This window comes from Variovorax gracilis, from assembly GCF_030317115.1.
GTDB classification, from domain to species: domain Bacteria; phylum Pseudomonadota; class Gammaproteobacteria; order Burkholderiales; family Burkholderiaceae_C; genus Variovorax; species Variovorax gracilis.
This window is the reverse complement of sequence record NZ_JASZYF010000003.1, coordinates 41236-66065: the sequence shown is the minus strand read 5'-3', so window position 1 is coordinate 66065 and position 24830 is coordinate 41236. Positions and strand designations below refer to the sequence as shown.

The window sequence follows — 24830 nt, the reverse complement described above, 5'->3', positions numbered from 1 at the left end:
GCGTTCACAGCACCGCATGGCGGTCGCACTCGTCGGCTTGCCCGGCGCCGGCAAATCCGCTGTGGGCCGGCGCCTCGCGCAGCGCCTGCAGCTTCCTTTCATTGACAGCGATCATGTGATCGAGGAGCGGATCGGTTGCTCGATCCGCGACTACTTCGAGCGTGAGGGCGAGGCCAGCTTCCGCGATCTGGAGCAGGCGGTCATCGCCGAATTGGCAGCGGCCCCCCATGGGGTAGTCGCAACCGGCGGCGGCTCCGTGCTTCGCGAGGCCAATCGCAACCAGTTGCGCGAGCGCTTTCACGTGATCTACCTGCGTTCGGCACCCGAGGACCTCTTCCGGCGCCTTCGCCACGACGTGAAGCGGCCGCTGCTGCAAGTCGCCGACCCCTTGGGCCGCTTGCGCGAACTCTATGGCGCCCGAGATCCGCTCTACCGCGAAACCGCCCATGACGTAGTCGAGACGGGCCGGCCCACGGTCGGAATGCTGGTGAACATCATCGTGATGCAACTGGAACTGGCCGGTATCGCCACACCCGGTCCCGAAGGGGATCTGCGCGACTGAGAAGGCCCGTGCCGGCATGCACCTAAACTCGGGGCATGCCATTGTCCGTCCCTCCTGAACGCGTCGAGATCCAGCTTGGAGAGCGCAGCTATCCGATATGGATCGGCGGCGACTTGCTCGGAGACCCGAGCAACTACCTGGCCTTGGCTGCCGCGGCCACGGCATTGATCGTCACCAATACCACCGTTGCGCCTCTCTATGCGGCCACCTTGCGCACTGCATTGAGCGGAAGGTTCCGGGAGGTGCACGTTCTGGAACTGCCCGACGGCGAAGCGCACAAGGACTGGAAGACGCTCAACCTGATCTTCGATGCGTTGCTGAGCCACGGCAGCGACCGCAAGACGGTGCTTTTTGCGCTGGGCGGCGGCGTCGTCGGGGACATGACCGGCTTTGCGGCCGCCAGCTACATGCGAGGCGTTCCTTTCGTCCAGGTGCCGACGACCTTGCTGGCGCAAGTCGATTCCTCGGTGGGCGGCAAGACCGCCATCAACCACCCGCTGGGCAAGAACATGATCGGCGCGTTCTATCAGCCGCAGCTCGTGCTGTGCGACCTGGCGACGCTGACCACCTTGCCGCCGCGGGAGCTCAGCGCCGGATTGGCCGAGGTCATCAAGTACGGCCCCATCTACGACATGCAATTCCTGGCGTGGGTCGAGGCCCACATCGACGCGCTGGTGGCGCGGGAGCCTGCCGCCCTGGCGTACGCCGTGAAGCGAAGTTGCGAGATCAAGGCGGCCGTCGTTGGCCAGGATGAGCGGGAAACCGGCCTGCGCGCGATTCTCAATTTCGGCCACACCTTCGGTCATGCGATCGAATCCGGGCTGGGTTACGGCGAGTGGCTGCACGGCGAGGCCGTCGGCTGCGGCATGGTCATGGCAGCGCATCTGTCCGAGCGGCTCGGCGGCATCGACGCTGCGTTCGTGCAGCGACTGACAACGCTGATCCGGCGTGCAGGTCTTCCCGTCGTCGCACCCGCCTTCGCCGCGGAGCGTTACCTGGAGCTGATGCGCATCGACAAGAAGTCGGAGGCCGGTGAGATCCGGTTCGTCGTGCTCGACAAGCCGGGCTCCGCCATCATGCGCGGCGCTCCCGACGCGATGGTGCGCGAGGTGCTTGCGCAATGCTGCGCCGCCTGAGCTGCTGGCCGGCCTGCGCAGACATCAACCGAAGGTCGGCAACGGGACCCGGGACATGAGCCTCGCTGCCTACGCCTCCGATCCCGCCTTGTCGCGCGGCCGCAGGCATCCCGAATTGCCGGCGCCCACGCGCGATGCGTTCCAGCGTGATCGCGACCGCATCGTGCATTCGACGGCGTTCCGGCGCCTGGTCTACAAGACACAGGTCTTCCTGAACCACGAAGGCGACCTGTTCCGCACGCGGCTCACTCATTCGCTCGAAGTTGCGCAGCTCGGCCGCTCGATTGCGCGTGCGCTCCGGCTCAATGAGGATCTTGTCGAGGCGATCGCCCTGGCACACGACCTCGGCCATACGCCCTTCGGGCACGCCGGCCAGGACGCCCTCGATGATTGCATGCGGGATCACGGAGGCTTCGAGCACAACCTGCAGAGCCTGCGCGTCGTGGATGAACTGGAGCATCGCTATCCGCAGTACGACGGCCTCAACCTGAGCTTCGAGACGCGCGAAGGCATCCTCAAGCACTGTTCGCGCGCCAACGCGGAGCGCATCGAAGCGACCGAGCCGGGCGGCGTGGCGCGGCGCTTCTGCGACGGCACGCAGCCGGGCCTCGAAGCGCAGTTGTGCAACCTCGCCGACGAGATCGCCTACAACGCCCACGACATCGACGATGGCGTGAGATCGGGGCTGATCAGCATCGAACGACTGGGCGAAGTGGCCCTGTTCGACCGCTACCGCCGCGAAGCGTTGGCCGAGTATCCGCAGCTCCATGGAAGGAGGGTGCTCTACGAGACGATTCGGCGGATGCTCAGCGCGCAGGTCTACGACGTGATCGACGCAACCCGCAACGCACTCGAAGCCACCGCGCCGGCCGATGCGGATGCCGCCCGGCGTGCGGCGCCGCTCGTGCTCTTCAGCAAGGGCATGCGCGTCGAATCCACGGAGCTCAAGCGTTTCCTTTTTCACAATCTGTATCGGCACGAGCGGGTGGCGCACACTGCGAATCAGACGCAAGGGGTGGTTCGCGCATTGTTCGCCGCCTACCTGGACGCGCCTGCGGAGATGCCCGAGGAGTACGGCCAGCGCGAGAACCGCCATCGCGCGGTGGCGGACTATATTGCCGGAATGACTGATCGATTCGCGATCCGCGAATACGAACGCCTCACGGGGCGGCGGTGGGTCGAGTGAGCGGCCTGTCCCTGTCGCGAGCCCGCATTCCCGCCGCGGCCCTGGCCGTCGTCGCTGCAGGCGTTGCTGCCGCGTTGCACCTGGGCAAGTTGCCGCCGGCTGTGCCTGCCCTGCAGGCGAGCCTGGGCATCGGATTGGTCGAGGCGGGCTTCCTTCTTTCGTTGGTCCAGGTCGCAGGCATGACGCTGGGCCTCGTCGTCGGATTGGCGGCGGACACGATCGGATTGCGGCGCAGCATGCTCGTCGGATTGGCGGTGGTCACCGTCGCGAGCGCGCTTGGAGGACTGGTGGGTTTCTGGGTCACCGAAGGCGCACGAGCATTGCCCTGGCTGCTCGCGCTGCGCGCGCTCGAGGGCGTCGGCTTTCTCCTCGCGGTGATGCCCGGTCCCGGGCTGGTCCGTGCGATGGCGCCGCCAGAAGCGGAGAAGGCGGCGCTCGGGCTGTGGGGCGCCTACATGCCGCTCGGGGTGGCGTTGGCTCTGTTGCTGGGGCCGGCGCTGATCGCTTGGGCAGGTTGGATGGGATGGTGGTGGGCCCTCTCTGCCGTCTCCGCGGCGGCGGCGATCTGGGTGGCGATCGTCGTGCCCGGCGACAAGGCCCGGCAGGCGACGCCTGCTTCGCCGGCGGAGAACTGGTCGCTGCGCCTTCGCGGCACCGTCGGTGCGAGCGCGCCGTGGACCCTGGCGCTTGCCTTCGCCGTCTATTCCTCGCAATGGATGGCGGTGATCGGCTTCCTGCCGGCAATCTATGCGGACGCTGGCGTGCCCAGCGCCTGGAACGCAGCGCTGACTGCCCTTGCGGCGGCGACCAACATCGTCGGCAATGTGACGGGTGGCCGGCTTCTTCAGCGTGGCGTGGCGCCCGATCGCCTGCTGCGCGGGGGCTTCGTCGTCATGGCACTCGGCAGCATGGCAGCTTTTGCGCAGTTCGGCGGGCCTGGCGATGCGCTGAGCCTGCCGCCGGCGCTGCGCTACCTGGCGGTCTGCATGTTCTCGCTGGGCGGTGGAGTGGTGCCTGCCACCTTGTTCATGCTGGCGGTTCGGCTCGCGCCAGGGCCCTCCACCGTGTCGACCACCGTCGGGATGATGCAGCAGGCATCCTCGCTGGGCCAGTTCATGGCGCCGCCATTCGTCGCGTGGATAGCGCATCGTGTGGGGGGCTGGCAGTGGACGTGGACTCTGACGCTGGCATGCTCGCTGGCGGGCTTGGCGCTCGCAGCGCGACTGTCGCCCGCCATTTCCCGCAGGGGCGCCACATGAACATGAATACGGAAGCCGTTTCATCATCGCAAGCCGAGGCCGACACCCGACGCTGGCTGGAGCGCGCGGTGATCGGGCTCAATCTCTGCCCCTTTGCGAAGGCGGTGCACGTCCGGGGGCAGATCCACTATGCGGTGTATCTGCCGAACCAAGAGGACGGGCTGATCGACGCGCTGATCGCTGAAGCGAACGCCCTTGCCGTCTGCGAACCTTCCGAAAGGGACACCACACTTTTGATCGCGCCCAACACCTTGGCTGACTTTCTCGATTTCAACGATTTCACGGCGCGTGCCGATCGCGCCCTTGCACGAATGGGCTTCGAAGGCCAGTTCCAACTCGCCAGCTTCCATCCGCGCTTTCAGTTCGCCGGCACGGACGCCGATGACGTCACGAATGCAACGAACCGGGCGCCATACCCTACGCTGCACCTGCTGCGCGAGGACAGCGTCAGTCGCGCGGTCGATGCCTTCCCGGACGCCGAAGCCATTTTCGGGCGCAACATCGACACGCTGGAGGCACTCGGTGCCGAGGGTTGGGCGGCGTTGGACGTCGGGCCCCGAGGAGCCACGCGATGAGCAAGGTTGCCAAAGCCGCGAAGGCTGAAGCCGAAGTCCTGAGCGAACTGCGGCCGGGGCAGTCCGTCGAGTTGCTCAAGGAACTGCACATCCTTACACGCGAAGGCCGGCTCAACCAGGACTCGCGCCGCAAGCTCAAGCAGGTCTATCACCTGTTTCAGTTCATCGAGAAGCTGCTGCGCGAGTTGCCGGATGACGGCGCACAGGCGACGCTGGCCGATCATGGGGCGGGCAAGTCCTATCTGGGCTTCATCATCTACGACCTGTTCTTTCGCGAGCGTGGCGGGGGTCATGTGTACGGGATCGAGACGCGGGCCGATCTGGTCGAGCGGTCGCGCGACCTGGCGAAGCGCCTTGGCTTCGACCGCATGTCCTTCCTCAACCTCACGGTGGCCGAATCGGCCAGCGCGGCGGCGTTGCCGGAACGGATCGACGTCGTGACCGCGCTGCACGCCTGTGACACCGCGACCGACGACGCGATCGCCTTCGGGCTTGCAAAAAAGGCGCGCTTCATGGTGCTGGTGCCATGCTGCCAGGCCGAGATTGCAGCCTGCCTGCGCCAGACCAAGGCGCTGGCGCTTTCTCGCACACCGTTGGCCGAGCTGTGGCGCCATCCGCTGCACACGCGCGAGATCGGAAGCCAGCTGACCAACGTGCTGCGCTGCCTCTACCTCGAGGCCAGCGGCTACCAGGTCACCGTGACGGAACTGGTGGGCTGGGAGCACAGCATGAAGAACGAACTCATCATCGCGCGCCACACCGGGCAGCACAAAGCCAGCGCAGCCGCGCGGCTTCGCGAACTGCTGGCCCAGTTCGGGCTGGAGGCGCTGATGGAGACGCGCTTCCGGCTGACCTGAGCTTCTCGGCCCGCTTGCGCCATGGCACGCCTGCCCCGTCTCACCCTGGCCGATCAGCCGCACCACGTCATCCAGCGCGGCAACAATCGGCAAGTGGTCTTCGTCGATCGAGTCGACCGTGAGTTCTTCCTGACCCTGCTTGGGGAGAACGCCGTGCGCTTCGGCATAGCGCTTCATGCGTATGTCCTGATGGACAACCATTTCCACCTGCTTGCAACGCCGTCGACCGCCGACGGGCTGCCTCAATGGATGCAGGCGGTCGGGCGGCGGTACGTCCGGTACTTCAACGACCGACATGGCCGCACTGGCACCTTGTGGGAAGGGCGGTACCGATCGACGTTGATCCAGACCGACCGCTATCTGCTCGCGTGCATGGTGTACATCGACCTCAATCCGGTACGCGCCGGCATGGTGGCGGAAGCGCGCGACTACCCTTGGTCGAGCCACGGGCACTACGCCGGCTTGCGTCAGGACAGGTTCCTGATGCCACATCCGTTGTACTGGGCGCTCGGGAACACCCCCTTCGCGCGCGAGGCTGCGTATGCCGAATTGGTGCGCAGCGGCATATCGAGCGCAGTTCAGGCCACGTTGACCGACGCGACGCTACGCGGCTGGGCGGTGGGCGATGAAGATTTTCTCCATTCGTTACAGAAAACGACGGAGCGTCGGGTGCTCAAGGCCCGTCCCGGGCGACCGCCGGCCATAGGCAGCAAGTAGCGAAACCCGCGGAAGTCCCGCGGTTTCTCATGTTCTTGCTCCTGTTTTTAATGTGTCCCCAATTTTATCCTGAGTAAGTCATTCAGAATTTAAATTGAATCTGACCCCATTTAAACTGTTTGGCATTATTTGTGCAAAGCAATATGCTCCTTTTCCCTGCGAAAACTGAAGGAGCACGCCCATGACGACGGCTGCCGAGATCCAGCATCTCCAAGAACACGGTCTTTATTCCGCTGCTGATGAGCACGACGCCTGCGGCGTCGGGTTCGTGGCCCACATCAAGGGCGAAAAAAGCCATGCCATCGTGTTGCAGGGCCTGAAGATTCTCGAGAATCTTGACCACCGTGGCGCCGTGGGCGCCGACAAGCTCATGGGTGACGGCGCCGGCATCCTGATCCAGCTTCCCGACCTGCTGTACCGCGAAGAGATGGCAAAGCAGGGCGTCACACTGCCTCCGCCGGGTGAATACGGCGTCGGCATGATCTTCCTGCCGAAGGAGCACGCCTCCCGCGAAGCCTGTGAGCAGGAGATGGAGCGCGCAATCAAGGCCGAAGGCCAGGTGCTGTTGGGCTGGCGCGACGTGCCGGTCAACCGCGAGATGCCCATGTCGCCGAACGTGCGCGCCAAGGAGCCTTTGCTGCGCCAGATCTTCATCGGCCGCGGCAACGACGTGATCGTGCAGGACGCGCTCGAGCGCAAGCTCTACGTGATCCGCAAGACCGCCAGCGCCAACATCCAGCGCCTCAAGCTCAAGCACAGCAAGGAATACTACGTTCCGAGCATGTCGAGCCGCACGGTCGTCTACAAGGGCCTGCTGCTCGCCGATCAAGTCGGTACTTACTATCTGGATTTGCAGGACAAGCGCTGCGTCTCGGCCCTGGGGCTGGTGCACCAGCGCTTCTCGACCAACACTTTCCCCGAGTGGCCGCTGGCCCACCCGTACCGTTACGTCGCGCACAACGGTGAAATCAACACCGTCAAGGGCAACTACAACTGGATGAAGGCGCGCGAAGGCGTGATGTCTTCGCCAGTGCTGGGTGCCGACCTGCAGAAGCTGTACCCGATCAGCTTTGCCGGCCAGTCCGACACCGCGACTTTCGACAACTGCCTCGAACTGCTGACGATGGCCGGCTACCCGATCAGCCAGGCCGTGATGATGATGATCCCCGAGCCGTGGGAACAGCACGCGACGATGGACCCGCGCCGTCGCGCGTTCTACGAATATCACGCCGCGATGCTGGAGCCGTGGGACGGCCCGGCCTCGATCGTGTTCACCGACGGCCGCCAGATCGGCGCCACGCTCGACCGCAACGGCCTGCGCCCGTCGCGCTATTGCGTGACGGACGACGATCTCGTCATCATGGGTTCCGAGTCCGGCGTGCTGCCCGTGCCCGAGCAGAAGATCGTGCGCAAGTGGCGCCTGCAGCCCGGCAAGATGTTCCTGATCGACCTCGAACAGGGCCGCATGATCGACGACGAGGAGGTCAAGGCCACCCTCGCCAACAGCAAGCCCTACAAGCAGTGGATCGAGAACCTGCGCATCAAGCTCGACAGCGTCGAGGCCGAAACGGTGCAGGCGCCGCCGAGCCAGGTCAGCCTGCTCGACCGCCAACAGGCCTTCGGTTACACGCAGGAAGACATCAAGTTCCTGATGAGCCCGATGGCCGCCGCCGGCGAAGAGGGCATCGGTTCCATGGGCAACGACAGCCCGCTGGCCGTGCTGTCCAACAAGAACAAGCCGCTTTACAACTACTTCAAGCAGCTGTTCGCGCAGGTGACGAACCCCCCGATCGACCCGATCCGCGAAGCGATCGTGATGTCGCTCGTGTCGTTCATCGGCCCGAAGCCGAATTTGCTGGACATCAACCAGGTCAACCCGCCGATGCGGCTCGAAGTGAGCCAGCCGATCCTCGACTTCGCCGACATGGCGAAGCTGCGCGACATCGGAAAGTACACGCAAGGCAAGTTCAAGAGCTACACGCTGGACATTACCTATCCGCTTTCGTGGGGCGACGAGGGTGTCGAGGCCAAGCTGGCGTCCCTGTGCGCCGAAGCGGTCGATGCGATCAAGGGCGGCCACAACATCCTGATCGTGAGCGACCGCGCGGTCGGTCCGACCCAGGTGGCGATTCCCGCGCTGCTGGCGCTCTCGGCCATTCACCAGTACCTGGTTCGTGAAGGCCTGCGCACCACCGCCGGCCTGGTCGTCGAAACGGGTTCGGCGCGCGAAGTCCACCACTTCGGCGTGCTGGCGGGCTACGGCGCGGAAGCCGTGCACCCCTACCTGGCGATGGAAACGCTTGCAGCGATGCACGAGGACCTCTCCGGCGACCTGAGCGCGGACAAGGCCATCTACAACTATGTCAAGGCGGTCGGCAAGGGCCTGTCCAAGATCATGTCGAAGATGGGGGTCAGTACTTATATGAGCTACTGCGGTGCGCAGCTGTTCGAGGCCATCGGCCTCAACAGCGAGACCGTTGGCAAGTACTTCACCGGTACGGCCAGCCGCGTCGAAGGCATCGGCGTGTTCGAGATTGCCGAGGAAGCGATCCGCATGCACAAGGCCGCCTTCAGCGACGACCCGGTGCTCGCGCACATGCTCGACGCGGGCGGCGAATACGCCTGGCGCACGCGTGGCGAAGAGCACATGTGGACGCCCGATGCGATTGCCAAGCTGCAGCACAGCACGCGTGCCAACAACTTCAACACGTACAAGGAATACGCGCAGATCATCAACGACCAGAACCGTCGCCACCTCACGCTGCGCGGCCTGTTCGAATTCAAGATCGATCCTGCCAAGGCGATTCCCGTGGACGAGGTCGAGCCCGCCACCGAAATCGTCAAGCGTTTTGCCACGGGCGCGATGTCGCTCGGTTCCATCAGCACCGAGGCGCATTCGACGCTGGCTGTCGCCATGAACCGCATCGGCGGCAAGAGCAACACTGGCGAGGGCGGCGAGGATCCGAACCGCTACCGCAACGAGCTCAAGGGCATCCCGATCAAGATGGGCGACACGCTCAAGAGCGTGGTCGGCGAAGCCAACGTCGAAGTCGACCTTCCGCTGAAGGACGGCGATTCGCTGCGCTCGAAGATCAAGCAGGTCGCCTCGGGCCGGTTCGGCGTCACTGCCGAGTACCTCTCGTCCGCGGACCAGTTGCAGATCAAGATGGCACAGGGCGCCAAGCCCGGCGAGGGCGGACAGTTGCCCGGCGGCAAGGTGTCCAACTACATCGGCCAGTTGCGTTACTCGGTGCCGGGCGTGGGCCTGATCTCGCCTCCGCCGCACCACGACATCTACTCGATCGAGGATCTGGCCCAGCTGATCCACGATCTGAAGAATGTCGCGCCCCATGCGAGCGTGAGCGTGAAGCTGGTGAGCGAAGTCGGCGTCGGCACGATCGCAGCCGGCGTCGCCAAGTGCAAGAGCGACCACGTCGTGATCGCCGGCCACGACGGCGGCACGGGCGCTTCGCCCTGGTCGTCGATCAAGCACGCGGGCAGTCCGTGGGAAATCGGCCTGGCCGAAACGCAGCAGACCCTGGTGCTGAACCGCCTGCGCGGTCGCATCCGCGTGCAGGCCGACGGCCAGATGAAGACCGGCCGCGACGTCGCCATCGGTGCGCTGCTCGGCGCCGACGAGTTCGGTTTCGCGACGGCCCCGCTGGTGGTCGAAGGCTGCATCATGATGCGCAAGTGCCACCTCAACACCTGCCCGGTGGGCGTGGCGACGCAGGACCCGGTGCTGCGCAAGAAGTTCTCGGGCAAGCCCGAGCACGTGGTGAACTACTTCTTCTTCGTCGCCGAAGAAGTCCGCCAGATCATGGCCCAGCTCGGCGTGCGCAAGTTCGACGACCTGATCGGCCGTGCCGACCTGCTCGATACCAAGCAGGGCATCGAGCACTGGAAGGCGCGCGGCCTCGATTTCAGCCGCCTGTTCGCACAGCCGAACGTTCCGGCCGACGTGCCGCGCTATCACGTCGAGAACCAGGACCACGGCCTGCAAAAGAGCCTGGACAACAAGCTCATCGAAAGGTCGCGTCCGGCCATCGACAAGGGCGAGAAGGTCCAGTTCATCGAGGTGGCCCGCAACGTGAACCGCTCGGTCGGCGCCATGCTTTCGGGCGCGTTGACCAAGGTCCATCCTCAGGGGCTCCCCGACGACTCGATTCGCATCCAGCTCGAAGGCACGGGTGGTCAGTCCTTCGGCGCCTTCCTGGCGCGCGGCATCACGCTGTATCTGATCGGCGACGCCAACGATTACACCGGCAAGGGCCTGTCGGGCGGCCGGGTCGTGGTGCGTCCGAGCCTGGATTTCCGGGGCGAGGCGATTCGCAACACCATCGTCGGCAACACCGCGCTCTACGGTGCGACGACCGGTGAGGCCTATCTCTGCGGCGTGGCTGGCGAGCGCTTCGCGGTGCGTCTCTCGGGCGCGACCGCGGTGGTCGAAGGCACGGGCGACCACGGTTGCGAATACATGACCGGCGGAACGGTGGCGGTGCTCGGCAAGACCGGCCGCAACTTCGCGGCCGGCATGAGCGGCGGCGTCGCCTTCGTCTACGACGAGGACGGCCAGTTCGCTTCGCGCTGCAATCTCTCGATGGTGTCGCTCGACAAGGTGCTGACATCCGCCGAGCAGGCCGCGAGCGTGCATCGCAAGGTGTGGCACGACGGCGAGACCGACGAGGCGCAACTCCGGAAGCTGCTGGAAGACCACCACCGCTGGACCGGAAGCAAGCGCGCGCGCGAACTTCTCGACACCTGGGCCGTGTCCCGCACGAAGTTCGTCAAGGTCTTCCCGAACGAGTACAAGCGCGCGCTGGCCGAGATCCACGACCGCGAGGTCGAGCTCACCAGCAGCGGGAACAACGCACATGCGGGCATGGAGCCGCACGCCGCAACGGCCGCCAAGCCGGTGGCAGCCGTCTGATAGCCGCAACGACAAAGAACAGAGGACAGCACGATGGGAAAAATCACCGGCTTCATGGAGCACGAGCGCGTCGAGGAGGGCTACAAGCCCGTCGAGGAGCGGGTCAAGCACTACAAGGAATTCGTCGTCGGTCTCGACGAGGCGCAGGCCAAGGTGCAGGGCGCGCGTTGCATGGACTGCGGCACGCCGTTCTGCAACAGCGGCTGCCCGGTCAACAACATCATTCCGGACTTCAACGACCTGGTTTATCGGAGTGATTGGCAGAGCGCTTTCGTCGTGCTCGACTCGACCAACAACTTCCCGGAGTTCACCGGCCGCATCTGCCCCGCGCCCTGCGAGGCTGCCTGCGTGCTCAACGTGAATGACGATGCAGTCGGCATCAAGTCGATCGAACACGCGATCATCGACCGCGCATGGGACGAAGGCTGGGTGGCAGCGCGGCCCGCGAAGCACAAGACCGGCAAGAAGGTCGCGGTCATCGGCTCCGGCCCGGCCGGCATGGCCGCGGCGCAGCAACTGGCGCGCGTCGGCCATGACGTGACGCTGTTCGAAAAGAACGACCGCATCGGCGGCCTGCTGCGCTACGGCATCCCCGACTTCAAGATGGAGAAGGTGCACATCGACCGCCGTGTGGAGCAGATGAAGGCCGAAGGCGTGACCTTCCGCACCAGCGTGATGGTCGGTGCGGCCAAGGACCCGCTGGGCAAGGGCTCCAAGGTCACGAACTTGGCCAAGGAAATCGTCACGCCCGAGCAACTCGACAAGGAGTTCGATGCAGTGCTGCTGACTGGCGGCGCCGAGCAGTCGCGTGACCTGCCTGTTCCCGGGCGGGATCTCGACGGCATCCATTTCGCGATGGAGTTCCTGCCGCAGCAGAACAAGATCAACGCCGGCGACAAGGTCAAGGGCCAACTCCGGGCCGACGGCAAGCACGTGATCGTGATCGGCGGCGGCGACACCGGCTCCGACTGCGTCGGCACCAGCAACCGCCATGGCGCCGCCAGCGTCACGCAGTTCGAGCTGCTGCCGCAGCCGCCCGAGGAAGAGAACCGCCCGCTCACCTGGCCTTACTGGCCCTACAAGCTGCGTACCAGCTCCAGCCACGAAGAAGGCTGCGAGCGCGAGTTCGCCATCTCCACCAAGGAATTCATCGGCGAGAAGGGCAAGGTCACTGGCCTGAAGACCGTCCGCGTCGAATGGAAGGACGGCAAGATGGTCGAAGTTGCTGGCAGTGAGCAGGTGCTCAAGGCGGATCTCGTGCTGCTGGCGATGGGCTTCGTGAGCCCGGTTGGCAACGTGCTGGACGCTTTCGGTGTCGACAAGGATGCACGCGGCAATGCCAAGGCGACTGTCGACTTCGTCGGCGGCTACGCAACCAACGTGCCCAAGGTTTTTGCCGCAGGCGACATCCGCCGCGGCCAGTCGCTGGTGGTCTGGGCGATCCGCGAAGGGCGCCAGGCTGCACGCTCGGTGGACGAATTCCTGATGGGGTTCAGCGACCTGCCGCGTTGAAAACAGGGAGGGCGCACCAGCCTGCACGCCCGCCGTTTCGGATTTGTCCGAAACGGACGGGGTTCGGGCTTCCCGTATCATTGTGTGTCACCGCAAGCCGGGATGCCTGAGGGCTCCCCGGCTTTTTCATTTCCATGGAACCATCTCCCGCCACTTCCCTCGTCGAATTTCACCATGTCGCCTTCGGGTATGGCGAGCGCGCGATTCTCGATGGTGTCTCCTTCGCCGTGCCGCGTGGCAAGGTGACGGCGCTGATGGGAGCTTCAGGCGGCGGCAAGACCACGGTCCTGCGCCTGATAGGCGGCCAGTTGCGCGCGCGGCGCGGCGAAGTGCTGGTCAACGGCCAGGACATCGGCCAACTGGGCGCGGATGCGCTCTATGCCGCGCGGCGCCGCATGGGCATGCTGTTCCAGTTCGGGGCGCTCTTCACCGACATGAGCGTGTTCGACAACGTCGCCTTTCCGTTGCGGGAGCACACCCAGCTTCCCGACGCGCTGATCCGCGACATCGTGCTCATGAAGCTCGATGCGGTCGGCCTGCGTGGCGCGCGACATCTGATGCCCAGCGAGGTGTCCGGTGGCATGGCGCGCCGCGTGGCGTTGGCTCGGGCGATCGCGCTCGATCCCGACCTCGTGATGTACGACGAGCCCTTTGCCGGGCTCGATCCGATTTCGCTTGGCACGGCGGCGCGGCTGATCCGGCAACTCAACGACACGCTGGGGCTCACCAGCATCGTCGTCTCGCACGACCTCGAGGAGACGTTTCGGATCGCCGATCACGTGATCATCCTCGCCAATGGCGGCATCGCCGCACAGGGCAAGCCGGATGAAGTGCGCAAGAGCACGGATCCGCTGGTGCACCAGTTCGTCAACGCACTGCCCGACGGGCCGGTGCATTTCCATTACCCAGCCGTCGGCGTCGAGGACGATTTCGGCAATGCCGAAGGGGGCCGCGCATGAGCTGGTACAAGCCTTCGGACGTCGGCTTCGCCGTGCGCAGCAAGCTCGCCGATCTCGGACTCGGCGCGCGCCTGTTCCTGCGTCTTGCATTCCGTGGCGCGCAGAGTCTGCGACGCTTCGGGCTGGTAAGGGACCAGATCCATTTCCTCGGCAACTACTCGCTCGCGATCATCGCGGTGTCGGGTCTCTTCGTGGGCTTCGTGCTCGGCCTGCAGGGCTACTACACCTTGCAGCGCTACGGTTCATCGGAAGCGCTCGGCCTGCTGGTGGCCCTGAGCCTCGTGCGCGAACTGGGGCCGGTCGTGGCGGCGCTGCTCTTCGCGGGTCGCGCCGGCACTTCGCTGACGGCGGAGATCGGGCTCATGAAGGCCGGAGAGCAGCTGAGCGCCATGGAAATGATGGCGGTCGATCCCGTCCAGCGCATCCTGGCCCCCCGCTTCTGGGCAGGCGTGATCACCATGCCACTGCTGGCGGCGGTGTTCAGCGCGGTCGGCGTGATCGGCGGCTATGTCGTCGGCGTGCTGATGCTCGGAGTCGATCCAGGCGCGTTCTGGGGTCAGATGCAGGGCGGGGTCGATGTCTGGCGCGACGTCGGCAACGGGGTCGTCAAGAGCATCGTTTTCGGCATCACGGTCACCTTCATTGCGCTGCTGCAAGGCTACGAATCGCAGCCGACGCCTGAAGGGGTGTCGCGTGCCACGACCCGAACCGTCGTCGTCGCCTCACTCGCGGTGCTCGGCCTCGACTTCCTGCTGACCGCCATGATGTTCAGCATCTAAAGAATCGATCAGGAGAGTGCAACACATGCAACGTTCCAACAATGACATCTGGGTCGGCCTGTTCGTGCTGATCGGCGCCGTGGCGCTGCTTTTTCTCGCGCTCCAGTCGGCCAATCTCTTGAGCCTGAACTTCCAGAAGACCTACGCGGTGACCGCGCGCTTCGACAACATCGGCGGGTTGAAGCCGCAGACTGCGGTCAAGAGCGCTGGCGTAGTGGTCGGGCGTGTCGAATCGATCACGTTCGACGACAAGAACTTCCAGGCCAGCGTCACGCTGGGCCTGCAAAGCCGATACAGTTTCCCGAAGGACAGTTCGCTGAAGATCCTGACCAGTGGGCTGCTCGGCGAGCAGTACATCGGCATCGAGGCGGGCGCCGACGACAAGAACCTCCAGGCCGGCGATGTCATCACGGCAACGCAATCCGCCGTCGTGCTGGAGAATCTGATCGGTCAGTTCCTCTACAGCAAGGCGAGCGAGGGCAGTACGCCTTCTGGTAACTCCAACAAGAAATGAAACCACGATCTCTTTTCGCCCCGCCGCTCATGACCATGGGTCTGCGGCGGGTTCTGGCCGTGAGCGCCTTGATCCTGATGACAGGATGCGCGACGGGCCCCAACGCCAATCCGGCAGACCCCTTCGAACCGCTCAATCGCCAGGTGGCTCGCTTCAATGACACGGTCGACGATGCCGTCCTGAAACCGGTCGCGACGGTCTATCAGCGCGTGCTGCCTTCGCCGGTTCGCACTGGCGTGAACAATTTCTTCGGCAACCTGTCGGACGTCTGGAGCTTCGCCAACAGCGTGGCGCAGCTCAAGCTGCAGGACAGCGCGCAGACCTTCATGCGCGTCAACGTCAATACCGTCTTCGGACTCGGCGGTGTCCTCGATGTCGCCACCGAAATGGGCATCGATCGCCACTCCGAAGACTTCGGCCAGACGCTGGGCCGCTGGGGCGTGCCGAGCGGGCCGTACCTGGTCCTTCCGTTGCTCGGACCTTCGACGGTGCGCGACACTGCGGCCCTCGTCGTGGATGTGCAGGGCGACCTCATCAGCGTCATCGGGGACATTCCGGTGCGGAATTCGCTGTATGCGCTTCGACTGGTGGATCTCCGGTCGAACCTTCTGCGTGCGAGTCAATTGCTGGACGATGCCGCCCTGGACAGGTATTCGTTCACGCGAGACGCCTTCCTCCAGAGAAGGCGCAATGAAGTGCACGACGGCAACTTGCCCGACGACGGAAACTAGTATCGGGCTCTTGCATTCGGTTGCAGCGGAACTTGGTATGGTGGAACCCTGCTGACGGGGCCGCCTCCAATCTTTCAAGTTGCCCGATGTGGGAACCAATTCAAGGGATTAATTCAATGAGCCAGATTCTTCAACGCCGCACCTTGGGCCGCTTCGCGCTCGCCGGCCTCTTGCTTGCCGGCGCTGCCGTGTCTTTCGTGCGGCCTGCGCACGCAGCCGATGAAACGCCCGATGCCTTGGTCAAGCGCATCTCGACCGATGTGCTGGAGACCATCAAGTCGGACAAGTCGATCAAGGCCGGTGAAATCGACAAGATCATGGTGCTGGTCGACACCAAGATCATGCCCAACGTGAATTTCCAGCGGATGACGGCATCCGCCGTGGGCCCGGCCTGGCGCCAGGCCACGCCGGAACAGCAGAAGCGCCTGGAGGCGGAGTTCAAGACCTTGCTCGTGCGCACCTATGCGGGTGCGCTGGACCAGGTGAGCGACCAGACCGTGAGCGTGCGCCCGTTCCGTGGCTCGCTCGACGACAAGGAAGTCCTCGTCCGTACCGAAGTCCGGGGCGGCGGCGATCCGGTGCAACTCGACTACCGGCTCGAAAAGACGCCGGGTGAAGCGGCCGGTTGGAAGATCTACAACATCAACGTCCTCGGCGTCTGGCTGGTCGATACCTACCGCACGCAGTTCGCACAGCAGATCAACAGCAAGGGCATCGACGGCCTGATTGCAGCGCTGGCAGCGCGCAACAAGTCCAACGGCAAGAGCTGATCCGATGCTGGTGCTGCCCCCGAAGTTGACGCACGACGAGGCGCCCGCTTGCGTCTACATGCTCCAGCAGGGGCTCGCCGGGCAGACGGATACCTCGACGGTGGTCGACGCCAGCGCGCTGGTCCAGTTCGATTCCTCGGCCCTGGCGGTGCTGCTCGAGTGCCGGCGTGAGTCGAGCGCACTGGGCCGCGGATTTGCCGTGAAGGGCTTGCCGCCTCGCTTGCGGGAACTTGCTTCGCTGTACGGCGTGGCAGGCCTTTTGCCCGCCGCGCCCTGACAAAAACACCGTCCCCGTAAAATCGAGGGTTCCCATGCCCGCGATCTCCTTCCAATCGGTCTCCAAGACCTATCCAGCCTCACGCCAGCAACGGGCCCAGGGAAAACCGGGCCTGCGAGCGGTCGACGAAGTGAGCTTCCAGATCGAAGAGGGCGAGTTTTTCGGCCTCCTCGGACCCAACGGCGCCGGCAAGACCACCCTGATCAGCATGCTCGCGGGCCTGTCGCGACCGAGTTCGGGCTCGATCAGCGTGCATGGCTTCGACGTTCAGAAGGATTACGCCCGGGCTCGCCGACAACTCGGCGTGGTGCCTCAGGAGCTTGTTTTCGATCCTTTCTTCAACGTTCGCGAGGCGTTGCGTATCCAGTCGGGCTACTTCGGCATCAAGAACAACGACGCCTGGATCGACGAATTGCTGCACAGCCTGGGCCTCGCAGACAAGGCGGGCGCCAACATGCGCCAACTCTCCGGCGGGATGAAGCGCCGCGTTCTGGTCGCGCAGGCGTTGGTGCACAAGCCTCCGGTCATCGTGCTCGACGAGCCTACGGCTGGCGTCGACGTCGAACTGCGCCAGACCTTGTGGCAGTTCGTGGCCAAGCTGAACAAGCAGGGCAGCACGGTATTGCTGACCACCCACTACCTGGAAGAAGCCGAAGCTCTTTGCCACCGCATTGCCATGCTCAAGCAGGGGCGAGTGATCGCGCTCGACCGCACGAGCGAACTGCTCCGTTCCGCCGCCAGCAACGTGCTGCGCTTCAAGACCGACGGCATGCTGCCCTGGGCGATCGCACAACATGCGCGCATCACCGGCCGCATCGTGCAACTCCCGGCGCAGAACGCGCACGAGGTCGAGCAATTGCTCGCCGCGATCCGCGAGGCGGGCCTGGACGTGGAGGACGTCGAAATGCGCAAGGCGGATCTGGAGGATGTCTTCATCGACCTGATGGCGGGTGAGCAAACGCCGCTGGAGGTTGCCAGATGATGATCAATGCGTTGGGCTGGCGTGCGCTGCTCTACAAGGAAACACTGCGCTTCTGGAAGGTCGGCTTCCAGACCGTGGGCGCGCCCGTCCTGACGGCCTTGCTCTACCTGATGGTGTTCGGCCACGTGCTCGAGGATCACGTCAAGGTCTACGGCACTGTCAGCTACACCGCGTTCCTCGTGCCCGGCCTCGTGATGATGAGCGTGCTGCAGAACGCATTCGCCAACAGTTCGTCGTCGATCATCCAGAGCAAGATCATGGGCAGCCTCGTGTTCGTGCTGCTCACGCCGCTGTCGCATTGGGGCTGGTTCTTCGCCTACGTCGGCTCGTCGATCGTGCGCGGCCTGGCCGTCGGCCTGGGCGTGTTCGTGGTCACGGCACTGTTCGCGATGCCGGGATTCGTGGCGCCGCTGTGGATCGTGGTGTTCGCATTCCTGGGCGCGGCCATCCTCGGTACGCTGGGGCTCATTGCCGGGCTCTGGGCCGAGAAATTCGACCAGATGGCCGTATTCCAGAACTTCCTGATCATGCCGATGACCTTCCTCTCGGGCGTGTTCTATTCCATCGGCTCGCTGCCGCCCTTCTGGCAGAAGGTCAGCCACCTGAACCCGTTCTTCTACATGATCGACGGCTTCCGCTACGGCTTCTTCGGCGTCAGCGACGTCTCGCCGTGGACGAGCCTTGCGATCGTCGGCAGCGCCTGGCTGGTGGTGAGCGCCATCGCGGTTCACTTGCTCCGCATCGGCTACAAAATCCGCGGGTAACCTTGCTATGACTGCTGAAGAACTTCAATCGATCATCCAGGCGGGCCTCGCCTGCGAACACATCACACTCGAGGGCGATGGCCGCCATTGGTACGCCACCATCGTCTCCGCGGAGTTCGAGGGCAAGCGCGCCATCCAGCGACATCAGCGCGTCTACGCCACCCTGGGTGCGAAAATGCACACCGACGAGGTGCACGCGCTCTCGATGAAAACCTTCACGCCCGCCGAATGGGCAGACCAGACTTCTTCGCCTTCCCGCTAGACCTCCGCTGGATTCCTCATGGACAAACTTCTGATTCGCGGCGGGCGCAAGCTTCGCGGCGAGGTACTCATTTCCGGCGCCAAGAACGCTGCACTTCCCGAGCTTTGCGCGGCGCTTCTGACCGACCAGCCCGTCACGCTGCACAACGTGCCGCGCCTGAAGGATGTGGCGACCATGCTCAAGCTGGTCCACAACATGGGCGTCACCGCGGAGCGCGACGACAACGGCACCGTGCGCATCAATGCGCGCACGCTGGAGGTGCCCGAGGCACCCTATGAACTGGTCAAGACCATGCGAGCTTCGGTGCTGGCTCTGGGCCCGCTACTGGCCCGTTTCGGCAAAGCCAAGGTGTCCTTGCCGGGCGGCTGCGCGATCGGTTCGCGGCCGGTCGATCAGCACATCAAGGGCTTGCAGGCCATGGGCGCCGACATCGTGGTCGAGCACGGCTACATGGTCGCCAGCATCGGCGGAGGACGCCGACGGCTGCACGGCGCGCGCATCACCACCGACATGGTCACCGTCACCGGTACCGAGAACTTCCTGATGGCCGCCGCGCTGGCCGAAGGCGAGACAGTGCTGGAGAACGCCGCGCAGGAGCCCGAGATCGCGGACCTGGCCGAAATGCTGATCGCAATGGGCGCGAAGATCGAAGGACACGGCACCAGCCGCATCCGCATCCATGGCGTGGAAAAGCTGAACGGCTGCACCCACCAGGTGGTGGCCGACCGCATCGAGGCGGGCACGTTCCTGTGCGCCGTGGCAGCCACGGGCGGCGATGTGATGCTGAAGCATGGGCGGGCCGATCATCTGGACGCCGTCATCGAGAAGTTGCTAGCCGCGGGGGCAGGCGTGACGGCGGTGGATGGCGGCATTCGTGTTCAGAGCGAGGGCCGCCTCAAGGCGCAGGGCTTCCGTACCACCGAGTACCCGGGCTTTCCCACGGACATGCAGGCGCAGTTCATGGCGCTCAACGTGATCTCCGAAGGAACCTCGACCGTGACCGAGACCATCTTCGAGAACCGGTTCATGCACGTCGACGAGATGCTTCGTCTGGGCGCGCGGATCCAGACCGACGGCAAGGTGGCGGTGATCGAAGGCGTCTCGCAGCTTTCGGGAGCGACCGTGATGGCAACCGACCTGCGCGCTTCGGCGAGCCTCGTCATTGCCGGCCTCGTGGCCGAGGGCGAGACGCTGGTGGACCGCATCTATCACCTCGATCGCGGCTACGACCGAATGGAAGCCAAGCTGCGCGGCCTCGGTGCCGACGTCGAGCGCGTGGCCGGCCCGGCCGAGGTGCAACCATGATCACGCTGGCACTCTCGAAGGGCCGCATCTTCGAGGAAACGTTGCCCCTGCTGGCCGCGGCGGGCATCGAGGTCACGGAGGATCCGGACAAGTCCCGCAAGCTGATCCTTGCGACCACCAAGCCCGACGTGCGCGTGGTGCTGGTTCGCGCCTCGGATGTGCCCACGTACGTGCAATACGGTGGCGCCGACCTGGGCGTCACGGGGCTCGACGTCCTGCTCGAGCATGGCAATCAGGGCCTCTACCAACCGCTGGACCTTCGCATCGCGGCCTGCCGCCTCAGCGTGGCAGTGCGGGCCGACTACGACTACGCCTCTGCCGTCAAGCAAGGTTCGCGCATCAAGGTCGCGACCAAGTACGTCGGGCTGGCGCGCGATTTCTTCGCCAGCAAGGGCGTGCACGTCGACCTGATCAAGCTCTACGGCAGCATGGAACTCGCGCCGCTGACGGGCTTGGCGGACGCGATCGTCGACCTGGTCTCGACCGGCAACACGCTCAAGGCCAATCACCTCGTCGAAGTCGAACGCATCATGGACATCAGCGCGCGCCTGGTGGTCAACCAGGCTGCGCTCAAGCTCAAGCGCGAGGCGATTCGCCACATCGTTGACGCCTTCTCGTCGGCCATTCCCTCCACGTGATCCGGCAATCACCATGAAACTGAAAGCTGCCCCCGTCCTTCTCTCGACCACCTCGGCGAGTTTCGAGGCCGACTTCAAGGCGCGCCTGCATTGGTCCGCCGAGGCGGACGCAGCGATCGAGCAAGTGGTGGCTGACATTCTGTCGGACGTGCAGCGTCGTGGCGACGCTGCCGTGCTGGAGTACACGCGCCGCTTCGATCGGCTCGACGTCGCCGGCCTGGAGGGGCTCGAACTCACGGCGAACGAACTGCGCGCCGCCTTCGAATCGCTGCCCGCCGCGCAGCGCGATGCGCTCGAAGCCGCCGCGCTCCGGGTCCGCAGCTACCACGAGGCGCAGAAGAAGGCCAGCGGCGAAAGCTGGAGCTACCGCGATGACGACGGCACCTTGCTGGGCCAGAAGGTCACGCCGCTCGACCGCGTCGGCATCTACGTGCCGGGCGGCAAGGCAGCCTATCCGTCCAGCGTGCTCATGAACGCGATCCCCGCACATGTGGCGGGTGTCGGTGAAATCATCATGGTCGTGCCGACGCCGGGCGGCGAAAAGAACCCGCTGGTGCTGGCGGCTGCGCACGTGGCCGGCGTGACGCGCGCCTTCACCATCGGCGGTGCGCAGGCCGTGGCGGCGCTTGCGTATGGCACGGCGACCATCCCGGCGGTCGACAAGATCACCGGCCCCGGCAATGCCTACGTAGCCGCCGCCAAGCGCCGCGTTTTCGGCACCGTGGGCATCGACATGATCGCGGGCCCCAGCGAAATCCTCGTGCTGGCCGACGGCACGACGCCGCCGGAGTGGGTGGCGATGGACCTGTTCAGCCAGGCCGAGCACGACGAATTGGCGCAGAGCATCCTGCTGTGCCCTGACGCCGACTACATCCAGCGCGTCCAGCAGGAAATCGACCGGCTCCTGCCCTCGATGCCGCGCGCCGAGATCATCGCGGCCTCGCTCAATGGCCGTGGCGCATTGATCCACACCCGCAGCATGGAAGAGGCCTGCGCGATCAGCAACCGCATCGCGCCCGAGCATCTGGAAGTCAGCAGCCGCGAGCCGGGCCGCTGGGAGCCGCTGCTCAAGCATGCCGGCGCGATCTTCCTGGGCGCCTACACCAGCGAGAGCCTGGGAGACTACTGCGCGGGCCCCAACCACGTGCTGCCCACGAGCGGCACGGCGCGCTTCAGCTCGCCGCTGGGCGTTTACGACTTCCAGAAGCGATCGAGCCTCATCGAGGTCAGCGAAGCCGGCGCGCAAGTGCTCGGCCGCATCGCGGTGACCCTCGCGGAAGGCGAGGGGCTTTCCGCACACGCCGAGGCCGCCCGCATGAGATTGCGCTGAGGGAATGCGGGATGGGCGCCGTGACGCGAATCCGACTTGACCGGCTCGGGCAGTTGCTGGCCTTGGCCGCGCTCGCCTGTGCCGTGAGCGCCCAGGCGATGACCATCCGCGAGTTGCGTACCCTGGAAGCCAACGAAAAGGAAGGCAAGCTCTACGCCAACTACTATCTCGTCGGTGTGATGGAAGGCCTGCGCGAGGCGAGCGACGCGGCGCAGCGCGCGGGCCAGAAGCCGCCTTTCTGCATCAACGGGCGAAAATTCGAGCCGGTAATGGCTCGCTCCCTCTACCAGTCCGAACTGACGCGCAACGCCGACAGCTACGAGGCCGACATGCCGGTCCAGTTCGTGCTCTCGGCCGCATTGCGCAACAGCTACCGCTGCAATCCTTGAATCGAATGACCTCCAAGACTGTCACCCCCGCTGCGCTCGGCCGGATCCGTGCCGACGTGCAATCCATGCATGCCTACGCGGTGCAGGATGCGCGCGGCCTGCTCAAGCTCGACGCCATGGAGAACCCCTACGGCCTGCCGCCGGAGTTGCAGGCCGCCCTTGGCCGGCGCCTCGGTACGCTCGCGCTGAACCGCTATCCGGGTGAACGCGGGGCCGAACTGCAGCGCGCCCTGGCAAGGCATGCCGCCATGCCGGAAGGCTTTGCGCTCATGCTGGGCAATGGCTCGGACGAGCTGATTTCGCTGCTCGCCATGGCCTGCGATCTCCCAGGCGCGGCGATCCTGGCGCCCGTTCCAGGTTTCGTGATGTACGCGATGAGCGCGCAACTGCAGGGCCTGCGCTTCGTGGGGGTGCCGCTGACCACCGACTTCGAGCTGGACGAAGGCGCCATGCTCGACGCCATCGCGCAGGAAAAGCCGGCCATCGTCTACCTGGCCTATCCGAACAACCCGACCGCCAACCTCTGGGACGATGCCGTGATCGAGAAGATCATCGATGCCCAGGGCGCGCAAGGCGGCCTGGTGGTCATCGACGAGGCCTACCAGCCCTTTGCCGCCAGGAGCTACATCGACCGGGTTGCCCGCCGCGACCACGTCCTCCTGATGCGCACGCTCAGCAAGTTCGGCCTCGCCGGCGTCCGCCTGGGCTACATGATGGGGCCCGCTGCCCTGATCGCCGAGGTCGACAAGGTGCGCCCGCCCTACAACATCAGCGTGCTCAACTGCGAGTGCGCGCTCTTCGCGCTGGAGCACGCCGACGTGTTCGAGCGGCAGGCCGCCGACATCCGAAGCCAGCGCGCCCGGCTCGCCGAGGGGCTGGCGCGCCTGCCGGGTGTGAAGGTTTGGCCCAGCGAAGCCAACATGATGCTGGTACGTGTCCCCGATGCCACAAAGACCTTCGAGGGTATGAAGGCGGGCGGTGTGCTGGTCAAGAACGTTTCTAAAATGCACTCCCTGCTCGCGAATTGCCTGCGCCTGACCGTCGGAACCGCCGACGAGAACACGCGGATGCTCGCGGCACTCGAAGCCTCACTATGAATACCCCCACGGCACCCGAAGCAGTCGTCGCCGCCTCCGCTCGAACGGCGGCGGTCACGCGCAACACGGCTGAAACGAAGATCACGGTCCAGGTCAACCTCGACGGCACCGGCCGCTCGAAGCTGTCGACCGGCATTGGCTTCTTCGACCACATGCTCGACCAGATCGCCCGCCACGGGCTGATCGACCTCGACATCGACTGCAAGGGCGACCTGCACATCGACGGCCACCACACGGTGGAAGACGTCGGCATCACGCTGGGACAGGCGGTCGCCAAGGCCGTGGGCGACAAGAAGGGCATTCGCCGCTATGGCCATGCCTACGTGCCGCTGGACGAGGCGCTGAGCCGCGTCGTGATCGACTTTTCCGGCCGTCCCGGCCTGGTGATGGACGTGCCCTTCACGAGCGGCATGATCGGCACCTTCGACAGCCAGCTCACGTACGAGTTCTTCCAGGGCTTCGTCAACCACGCGTTCGTGACGCTCCATATCGACAATCTCAAGGGCGTGAACGCGCACCACCAGTGCGAGACGGTCTTCAAGGCCTTCGCGCGGGCACTGCGCGCGGCGCTGGAACTCGATCCGCGCTCCGCGGGTGTCATTCCTTCGACGAAGGGTTCGCTCTGACAAGCAATACCGTTGCCGTCGTCGACTACGGCATGGGCAACCTGCGGTCCGTGTCGCAGGCCGTGCAGCATGCGGCCGATCAGGTCGGGGTGGAGGTGTTCGTCACCTCCGATCCGGACGTCGTGCGCCGGGCTACCCGCGTGGTGCTGCCAGGGCAGGGCGCCATGCCGGATTGCATGCGCGAACTTCGCGATTCGGGGCTGCTGGAACCCGTGCTCGAGGCGGCGGCCAGCAAGCCGTTGTTCGGCGTCTGCGTCGGCATGCAGATGCTCCTGTCGCACAGCGACGAGGGGCCGACCGACGGCCTGGACCTGATTCCCGGCAATGTGCGCAAGTTCGAGCTGGCGGGCCGTACCCAGCCGGATGGCAGCCGTTACAAGGTGCCGCAGATGGGCTGGAACCAGGTCCGGCAGATGCGGCCGCACCCGGTCTGGGCGGGAGTGCCCGACCAGAGCTACTTCTATTTCGTCCACAGCTTCTACGCCCGGCCGACCGACCCCAGCCACAGTGCGGGGGAGGCGGAATACGGCGAGCGCTTTACCGCCGCCGTCGCACGCGATAATATTTTTGCTACCCAGTTCCACCCGGAGAAGAGTGCGGACCATGGGTTGCAGCTCTATCGAAATTTCCTCCACTGGAATCCCTGACACCTTGAACGCATCGACCGTGCGGC

The 24830-nt window shown here is 65.0% G+C and carries 25 protein-coding genes; all 25 read left to right on the top strand.

From position 1 onward, the window contains the following. The first annotated feature begins 16 nt into the window (after positions 1-16). The 25 genes from QTH97_RS08205 to hisH all read left to right on the top strand — a co-directional run bounded on the left by QTH97_RS08205 (position 17) and on the right by hisH (position 24804). The gene (locus QTH97_RS08205) at positions 17-562 is read left to right on the top strand and encodes a shikimate kinase (RefSeq protein WP_286567639.1); all 546 of its coding nucleotides are present in this window, start codon (positions 17-19) and stop codon (positions 560-562) included. A 35-nt stretch (positions 563-597) separates the two neighbouring features. After that, positions 598-1698, top strand: a complete 1101-nt coding sequence (aroB, locus tag QTH97_RS08200) for a 3-dehydroquinate synthase (protein WP_286567638.1) — start codon at positions 598-600, stop codon at positions 1696-1698. A gap of 55 nt (positions 1699-1753) precedes the next feature. Continuing rightward, positions 1754-2884, top strand: a complete 1131-nt coding sequence (locus QTH97_RS08195; RefSeq protein WP_286567637.1) for a deoxyguanosinetriphosphate triphosphohydrolase — start codon at positions 1754-1756, stop codon at positions 2882-2884. Then, positions 2881-4143: an MFS transporter gene (locus tag QTH97_RS08190; RefSeq protein WP_286567636.1), complete on the top strand. Its 1263-nt coding sequence runs from the start codon at positions 2881-2883 to the stop codon at positions 4141-4143. Before QTH97_RS08195 ends, QTH97_RS08190 begins: the two co-directional genes overlap by 4 nt. A gap of 2 nt (positions 4144-4145) precedes the next feature. After that, positions 4146-4718 carry a DUF1415 domain-containing protein gene (locus QTH97_RS08185; RefSeq protein ID WP_286567951.1) on the top strand — a complete coding sequence of 191 codons (573 nt, stop codon included), beginning with the start codon at positions 4146-4148 and terminating at the stop codon, positions 4716-4718. Beyond that, positions 4715-5575: a class I SAM-dependent methyltransferase gene (locus tag QTH97_RS08180; protein ID WP_286567635.1), complete on the top strand. Its 861-nt coding sequence runs from the start codon at positions 4715-4717 to the stop codon at positions 5573-5575. Before QTH97_RS08185 ends, QTH97_RS08180 begins: the two co-directional genes overlap by 4 nt. 21 nt (positions 5576-5596) lie before the next feature. Next, positions 5597-6292, top strand: a complete 696-nt coding sequence (locus QTH97_RS08175) for a transposase (protein WP_286567634.1) — start codon at positions 5597-5599, stop codon at positions 6290-6292. Between the two features lie 181 nt (positions 6293-6473). After that, positions 6474-11222 (top strand): glutamate synthase-related protein, encoded by a 4749-nt coding sequence (locus QTH97_RS08170; RefSeq protein ID WP_286567633.1) that lies wholly within the window; start codon positions 6474-6476, stop codon positions 11220-11222. Positions 11223-11255: 33 nt separating this feature from the next. Then, positions 11256-12734 (top strand): glutamate synthase subunit beta, encoded by a 1479-nt coding sequence (locus QTH97_RS08165; protein WP_286567632.1) that lies wholly within the window; start codon positions 11256-11258, stop codon positions 12732-12734. 134 nt (positions 12735-12868) lie between these two features. Further along, positions 12869-13693 carry an ABC transporter ATP-binding protein gene (locus QTH97_RS08160; protein ID WP_286567631.1) on the top strand — a complete coding sequence of 275 codons (825 nt, stop codon included), beginning with the start codon at positions 12869-12871 and terminating at the stop codon, positions 13691-13693. Further along, positions 13690-14472, top strand: coding sequence for a lipid asymmetry maintenance ABC transporter permease subunit MlaE (mlaE, locus tag QTH97_RS08155; protein WP_286567630.1), 783 nt, complete (start codon positions 13690-13692; stop codon positions 14470-14472). The genes QTH97_RS08160 and mlaE overlap by 4 nt, the downstream gene beginning before the upstream one ends. Before the next feature lie 25 nt (positions 14473-14497). Next, positions 14498-14986: an outer membrane lipid asymmetry maintenance protein MlaD gene (gene mlaD, locus QTH97_RS08150; protein ID WP_286567629.1), complete on the top strand. Its 489-nt coding sequence runs from the start codon at positions 14498-14500 to the stop codon at positions 14984-14986. Between the two features lie 29 nt (positions 14987-15015). Next, complete coding sequence (locus QTH97_RS08145; RefSeq protein WP_286567950.1) at positions 15016-15717, top strand: MlaA family lipoprotein; 702 nt, start codon at positions 15016-15018, stop codon at positions 15715-15717. 116 nt (positions 15718-15833) lie between these two features. Continuing rightward, the gene (locus QTH97_RS08140; RefSeq protein ID WP_286567627.1) at positions 15834-16487 is read left to right on the top strand and encodes an MlaC/ttg2D family ABC transporter substrate-binding protein; all 654 of its coding nucleotides are present in this window, start codon (positions 15834-15836) and stop codon (positions 16485-16487) included. 4 nt (positions 16488-16491) lie between these two features. Beyond that, the gene (locus QTH97_RS08135) at positions 16492-16764 is read left to right on the top strand and encodes an STAS domain-containing protein (protein ID WP_286567626.1); all 273 of its coding nucleotides are present in this window, start codon (positions 16492-16494) and stop codon (positions 16762-16764) included. Between the two features lie 34 nt (positions 16765-16798). Then, a complete protein-coding gene (locus QTH97_RS08130) occupies positions 16799-17746 on the top strand; it encodes an ABC transporter ATP-binding protein (protein WP_286567625.1) in 948 nt (315 codons plus the stop codon). Beyond that, on the top strand, positions 17746-18510 hold the full coding sequence (locus tag QTH97_RS08125; protein WP_286567949.1) for an ABC transporter permease: 765 nt from the start codon (positions 17746-17748) through the stop codon (positions 18508-18510). The genes QTH97_RS08130 and QTH97_RS08125 overlap by 1 nt, the downstream gene beginning before the upstream one ends. A 7-nt stretch (positions 18511-18517) precedes the next feature. Beyond that, on the top strand, positions 18518-18772 hold the full coding sequence (locus QTH97_RS08120) for a BolA family protein (RefSeq protein ID WP_286567624.1): 255 nt from the start codon (positions 18518-18520) through the stop codon (positions 18770-18772). 18 nt (positions 18773-18790) lie between these two features. Next, positions 18791-20077 (top strand): UDP-N-acetylglucosamine 1-carboxyvinyltransferase, encoded by a 1287-nt coding sequence (murA, locus tag QTH97_RS08115; RefSeq protein WP_286567623.1) that lies wholly within the window; start codon positions 18791-18793, stop codon positions 20075-20077. Continuing rightward, positions 20074-20715: an ATP phosphoribosyltransferase gene (gene hisG / locus QTH97_RS08110; RefSeq protein WP_286567622.1), complete on the top strand. Its 642-nt coding sequence runs from the start codon at positions 20074-20076 to the stop codon at positions 20713-20715. Before murA ends, hisG begins: the two co-directional genes overlap by 4 nt. A gap of 13 nt (positions 20716-20728) precedes the next feature. Then, positions 20729-22045 (top strand): histidinol dehydrogenase, encoded by a 1317-nt coding sequence (gene hisD, locus QTH97_RS08105; RefSeq protein ID WP_286567621.1) that lies wholly within the window; start codon positions 20729-20731, stop codon positions 22043-22045. A gap of 20 nt (positions 22046-22065) precedes the next feature. Next, positions 22066-22434 carry a hypothetical protein gene (locus tag QTH97_RS08100; protein WP_286567620.1) on the top strand — a complete coding sequence of 123 codons (369 nt, stop codon included), beginning with the start codon at positions 22066-22068 and terminating at the stop codon, positions 22432-22434. 5 nt (positions 22435-22439) lie between these two features. Then, positions 22440-23531 carry a histidinol-phosphate transaminase gene (gene hisC / locus QTH97_RS08095; RefSeq protein WP_286567619.1) on the top strand — a complete coding sequence of 364 codons (1092 nt, stop codon included), beginning with the start codon at positions 22440-22442 and terminating at the stop codon, positions 23529-23531. Further along, the gene (gene hisB, locus QTH97_RS08090; protein ID WP_286567618.1) at positions 23528-24157 is read left to right on the top strand and encodes an imidazoleglycerol-phosphate dehydratase HisB; all 630 of its coding nucleotides are present in this window, start codon (positions 23528-23530) and stop codon (positions 24155-24157) included. The genes hisC and hisB overlap by 4 nt, the downstream gene beginning before the upstream one ends. Then, a complete protein-coding gene (hisH, locus tag QTH97_RS08085) occupies positions 24154-24804 on the top strand; it encodes an imidazole glycerol phosphate synthase subunit HisH (RefSeq protein WP_286567948.1) in 651 nt (216 codons plus the stop codon). Before hisB ends, hisH begins: the two co-directional genes overlap by 4 nt. The last annotated feature ends 26 nt before the right edge of the window (positions 24805-24830 follow it).

Excerpts from the sequence above, each read along its gene's own strand:
- QTH97_RS08205 (WP_286567639.1), top strand. The coding sequence starts at position 17 with ATGGCGGTCGCACTCGTCGGCTTGCCCGGCGCCGGCAAATCCGCTGTG.
- aroB (WP_286567638.1), top strand. The coding sequence starts at position 598 with ATGCCATTGTCCGTCCCTCCTGAACGCGTCGAGATCCAGCTTGGAGAG.
- QTH97_RS08195 (WP_286567637.1), top strand. The coding sequence starts at position 1,754 with ATGAGCCTCGCTGCCTACGCCTCCGATCCCGCCTTGTCGCGCGGCCGC.
- QTH97_RS08185 (WP_286567951.1), top strand. The coding sequence starts at position 4,146 with ATGAATACGGAAGCCGTTTCATCATCGCAAGCCGAGGCCGACACCCGA.
- QTH97_RS08180 (WP_286567635.1), top strand. The coding sequence starts at position 4,715 with ATGAGCAAGGTTGCCAAAGCCGCGAAGGCTGAAGCCGAAGTCCTGAGC.
- QTH97_RS08175 (WP_286567634.1), top strand. The coding sequence starts at position 5,597 with ATGGCACGCCTGCCCCGTCTCACCCTGGCCGATCAGCCGCACCACGTC.
- QTH97_RS08170 (WP_286567633.1), top strand. The coding sequence starts at position 6,474 with ATGACGACGGCTGCCGAGATCCAGCATCTCCAAGAACACGGTCTTTAT.
- QTH97_RS08165 (WP_286567632.1), top strand. The coding sequence starts at position 11,256 with ATGGGAAAAATCACCGGCTTCATGGAGCACGAGCGCGTCGAGGAGGGC.
- QTH97_RS08160 (WP_286567631.1), top strand. The coding sequence starts at position 12,869 with ATGGAACCATCTCCCGCCACTTCCCTCGTCGAATTTCACCATGTCGCC.
- mlaE (WP_286567630.1), top strand. The coding sequence starts at position 13,690 with ATGAGCTGGTACAAGCCTTCGGACGTCGGCTTCGCCGTGCGCAGCAAG.
- mlaD (WP_286567629.1), top strand. The coding sequence starts at position 14,498 with ATGCAACGTTCCAACAATGACATCTGGGTCGGCCTGTTCGTGCTGATC.
- QTH97_RS08145 (WP_286567950.1), top strand. The coding sequence starts at position 15,016 with ATGACCATGGGTCTGCGGCGGGTTCTGGCCGTGAGCGCCTTGATCCTG.
- QTH97_RS08140 (WP_286567627.1), top strand. The coding sequence starts at position 15,834 with ATGAGCCAGATTCTTCAACGCCGCACCTTGGGCCGCTTCGCGCTCGCC.
- QTH97_RS08135 (WP_286567626.1), top strand. The coding sequence starts at position 16,492 with ATGCTGGTGCTGCCCCCGAAGTTGACGCACGACGAGGCGCCCGCTTGC.
- QTH97_RS08130 (WP_286567625.1), top strand. The coding sequence starts at position 16,799 with ATGCCCGCGATCTCCTTCCAATCGGTCTCCAAGACCTATCCAGCCTCA.
- QTH97_RS08125 (WP_286567949.1), top strand. The coding sequence starts at position 17,746 with ATGATCAATGCGTTGGGCTGGCGTGCGCTGCTCTACAAGGAAACACTG.
- QTH97_RS08120 (WP_286567624.1), top strand. The coding sequence starts at position 18,518 with ATGACTGCTGAAGAACTTCAATCGATCATCCAGGCGGGCCTCGCCTGC.
- murA (WP_286567623.1), top strand. The coding sequence starts at position 18,791 with ATGGACAAACTTCTGATTCGCGGCGGGCGCAAGCTTCGCGGCGAGGTA.
- hisG (WP_286567622.1), top strand. The coding sequence starts at position 20,074 with ATGATCACGCTGGCACTCTCGAAGGGCCGCATCTTCGAGGAAACGTTG.
- hisD (WP_286567621.1), top strand. The coding sequence starts at position 20,729 with ATGAAACTGAAAGCTGCCCCCGTCCTTCTCTCGACCACCTCGGCGAGT.
- hisC (WP_286567619.1), top strand. The coding sequence starts at position 22,440 with ATGACCTCCAAGACTGTCACCCCCGCTGCGCTCGGCCGGATCCGTGCC.
- hisB (WP_286567618.1), top strand. The coding sequence starts at position 23,528 with ATGAATACCCCCACGGCACCCGAAGCAGTCGTCGCCGCCTCCGCTCGA.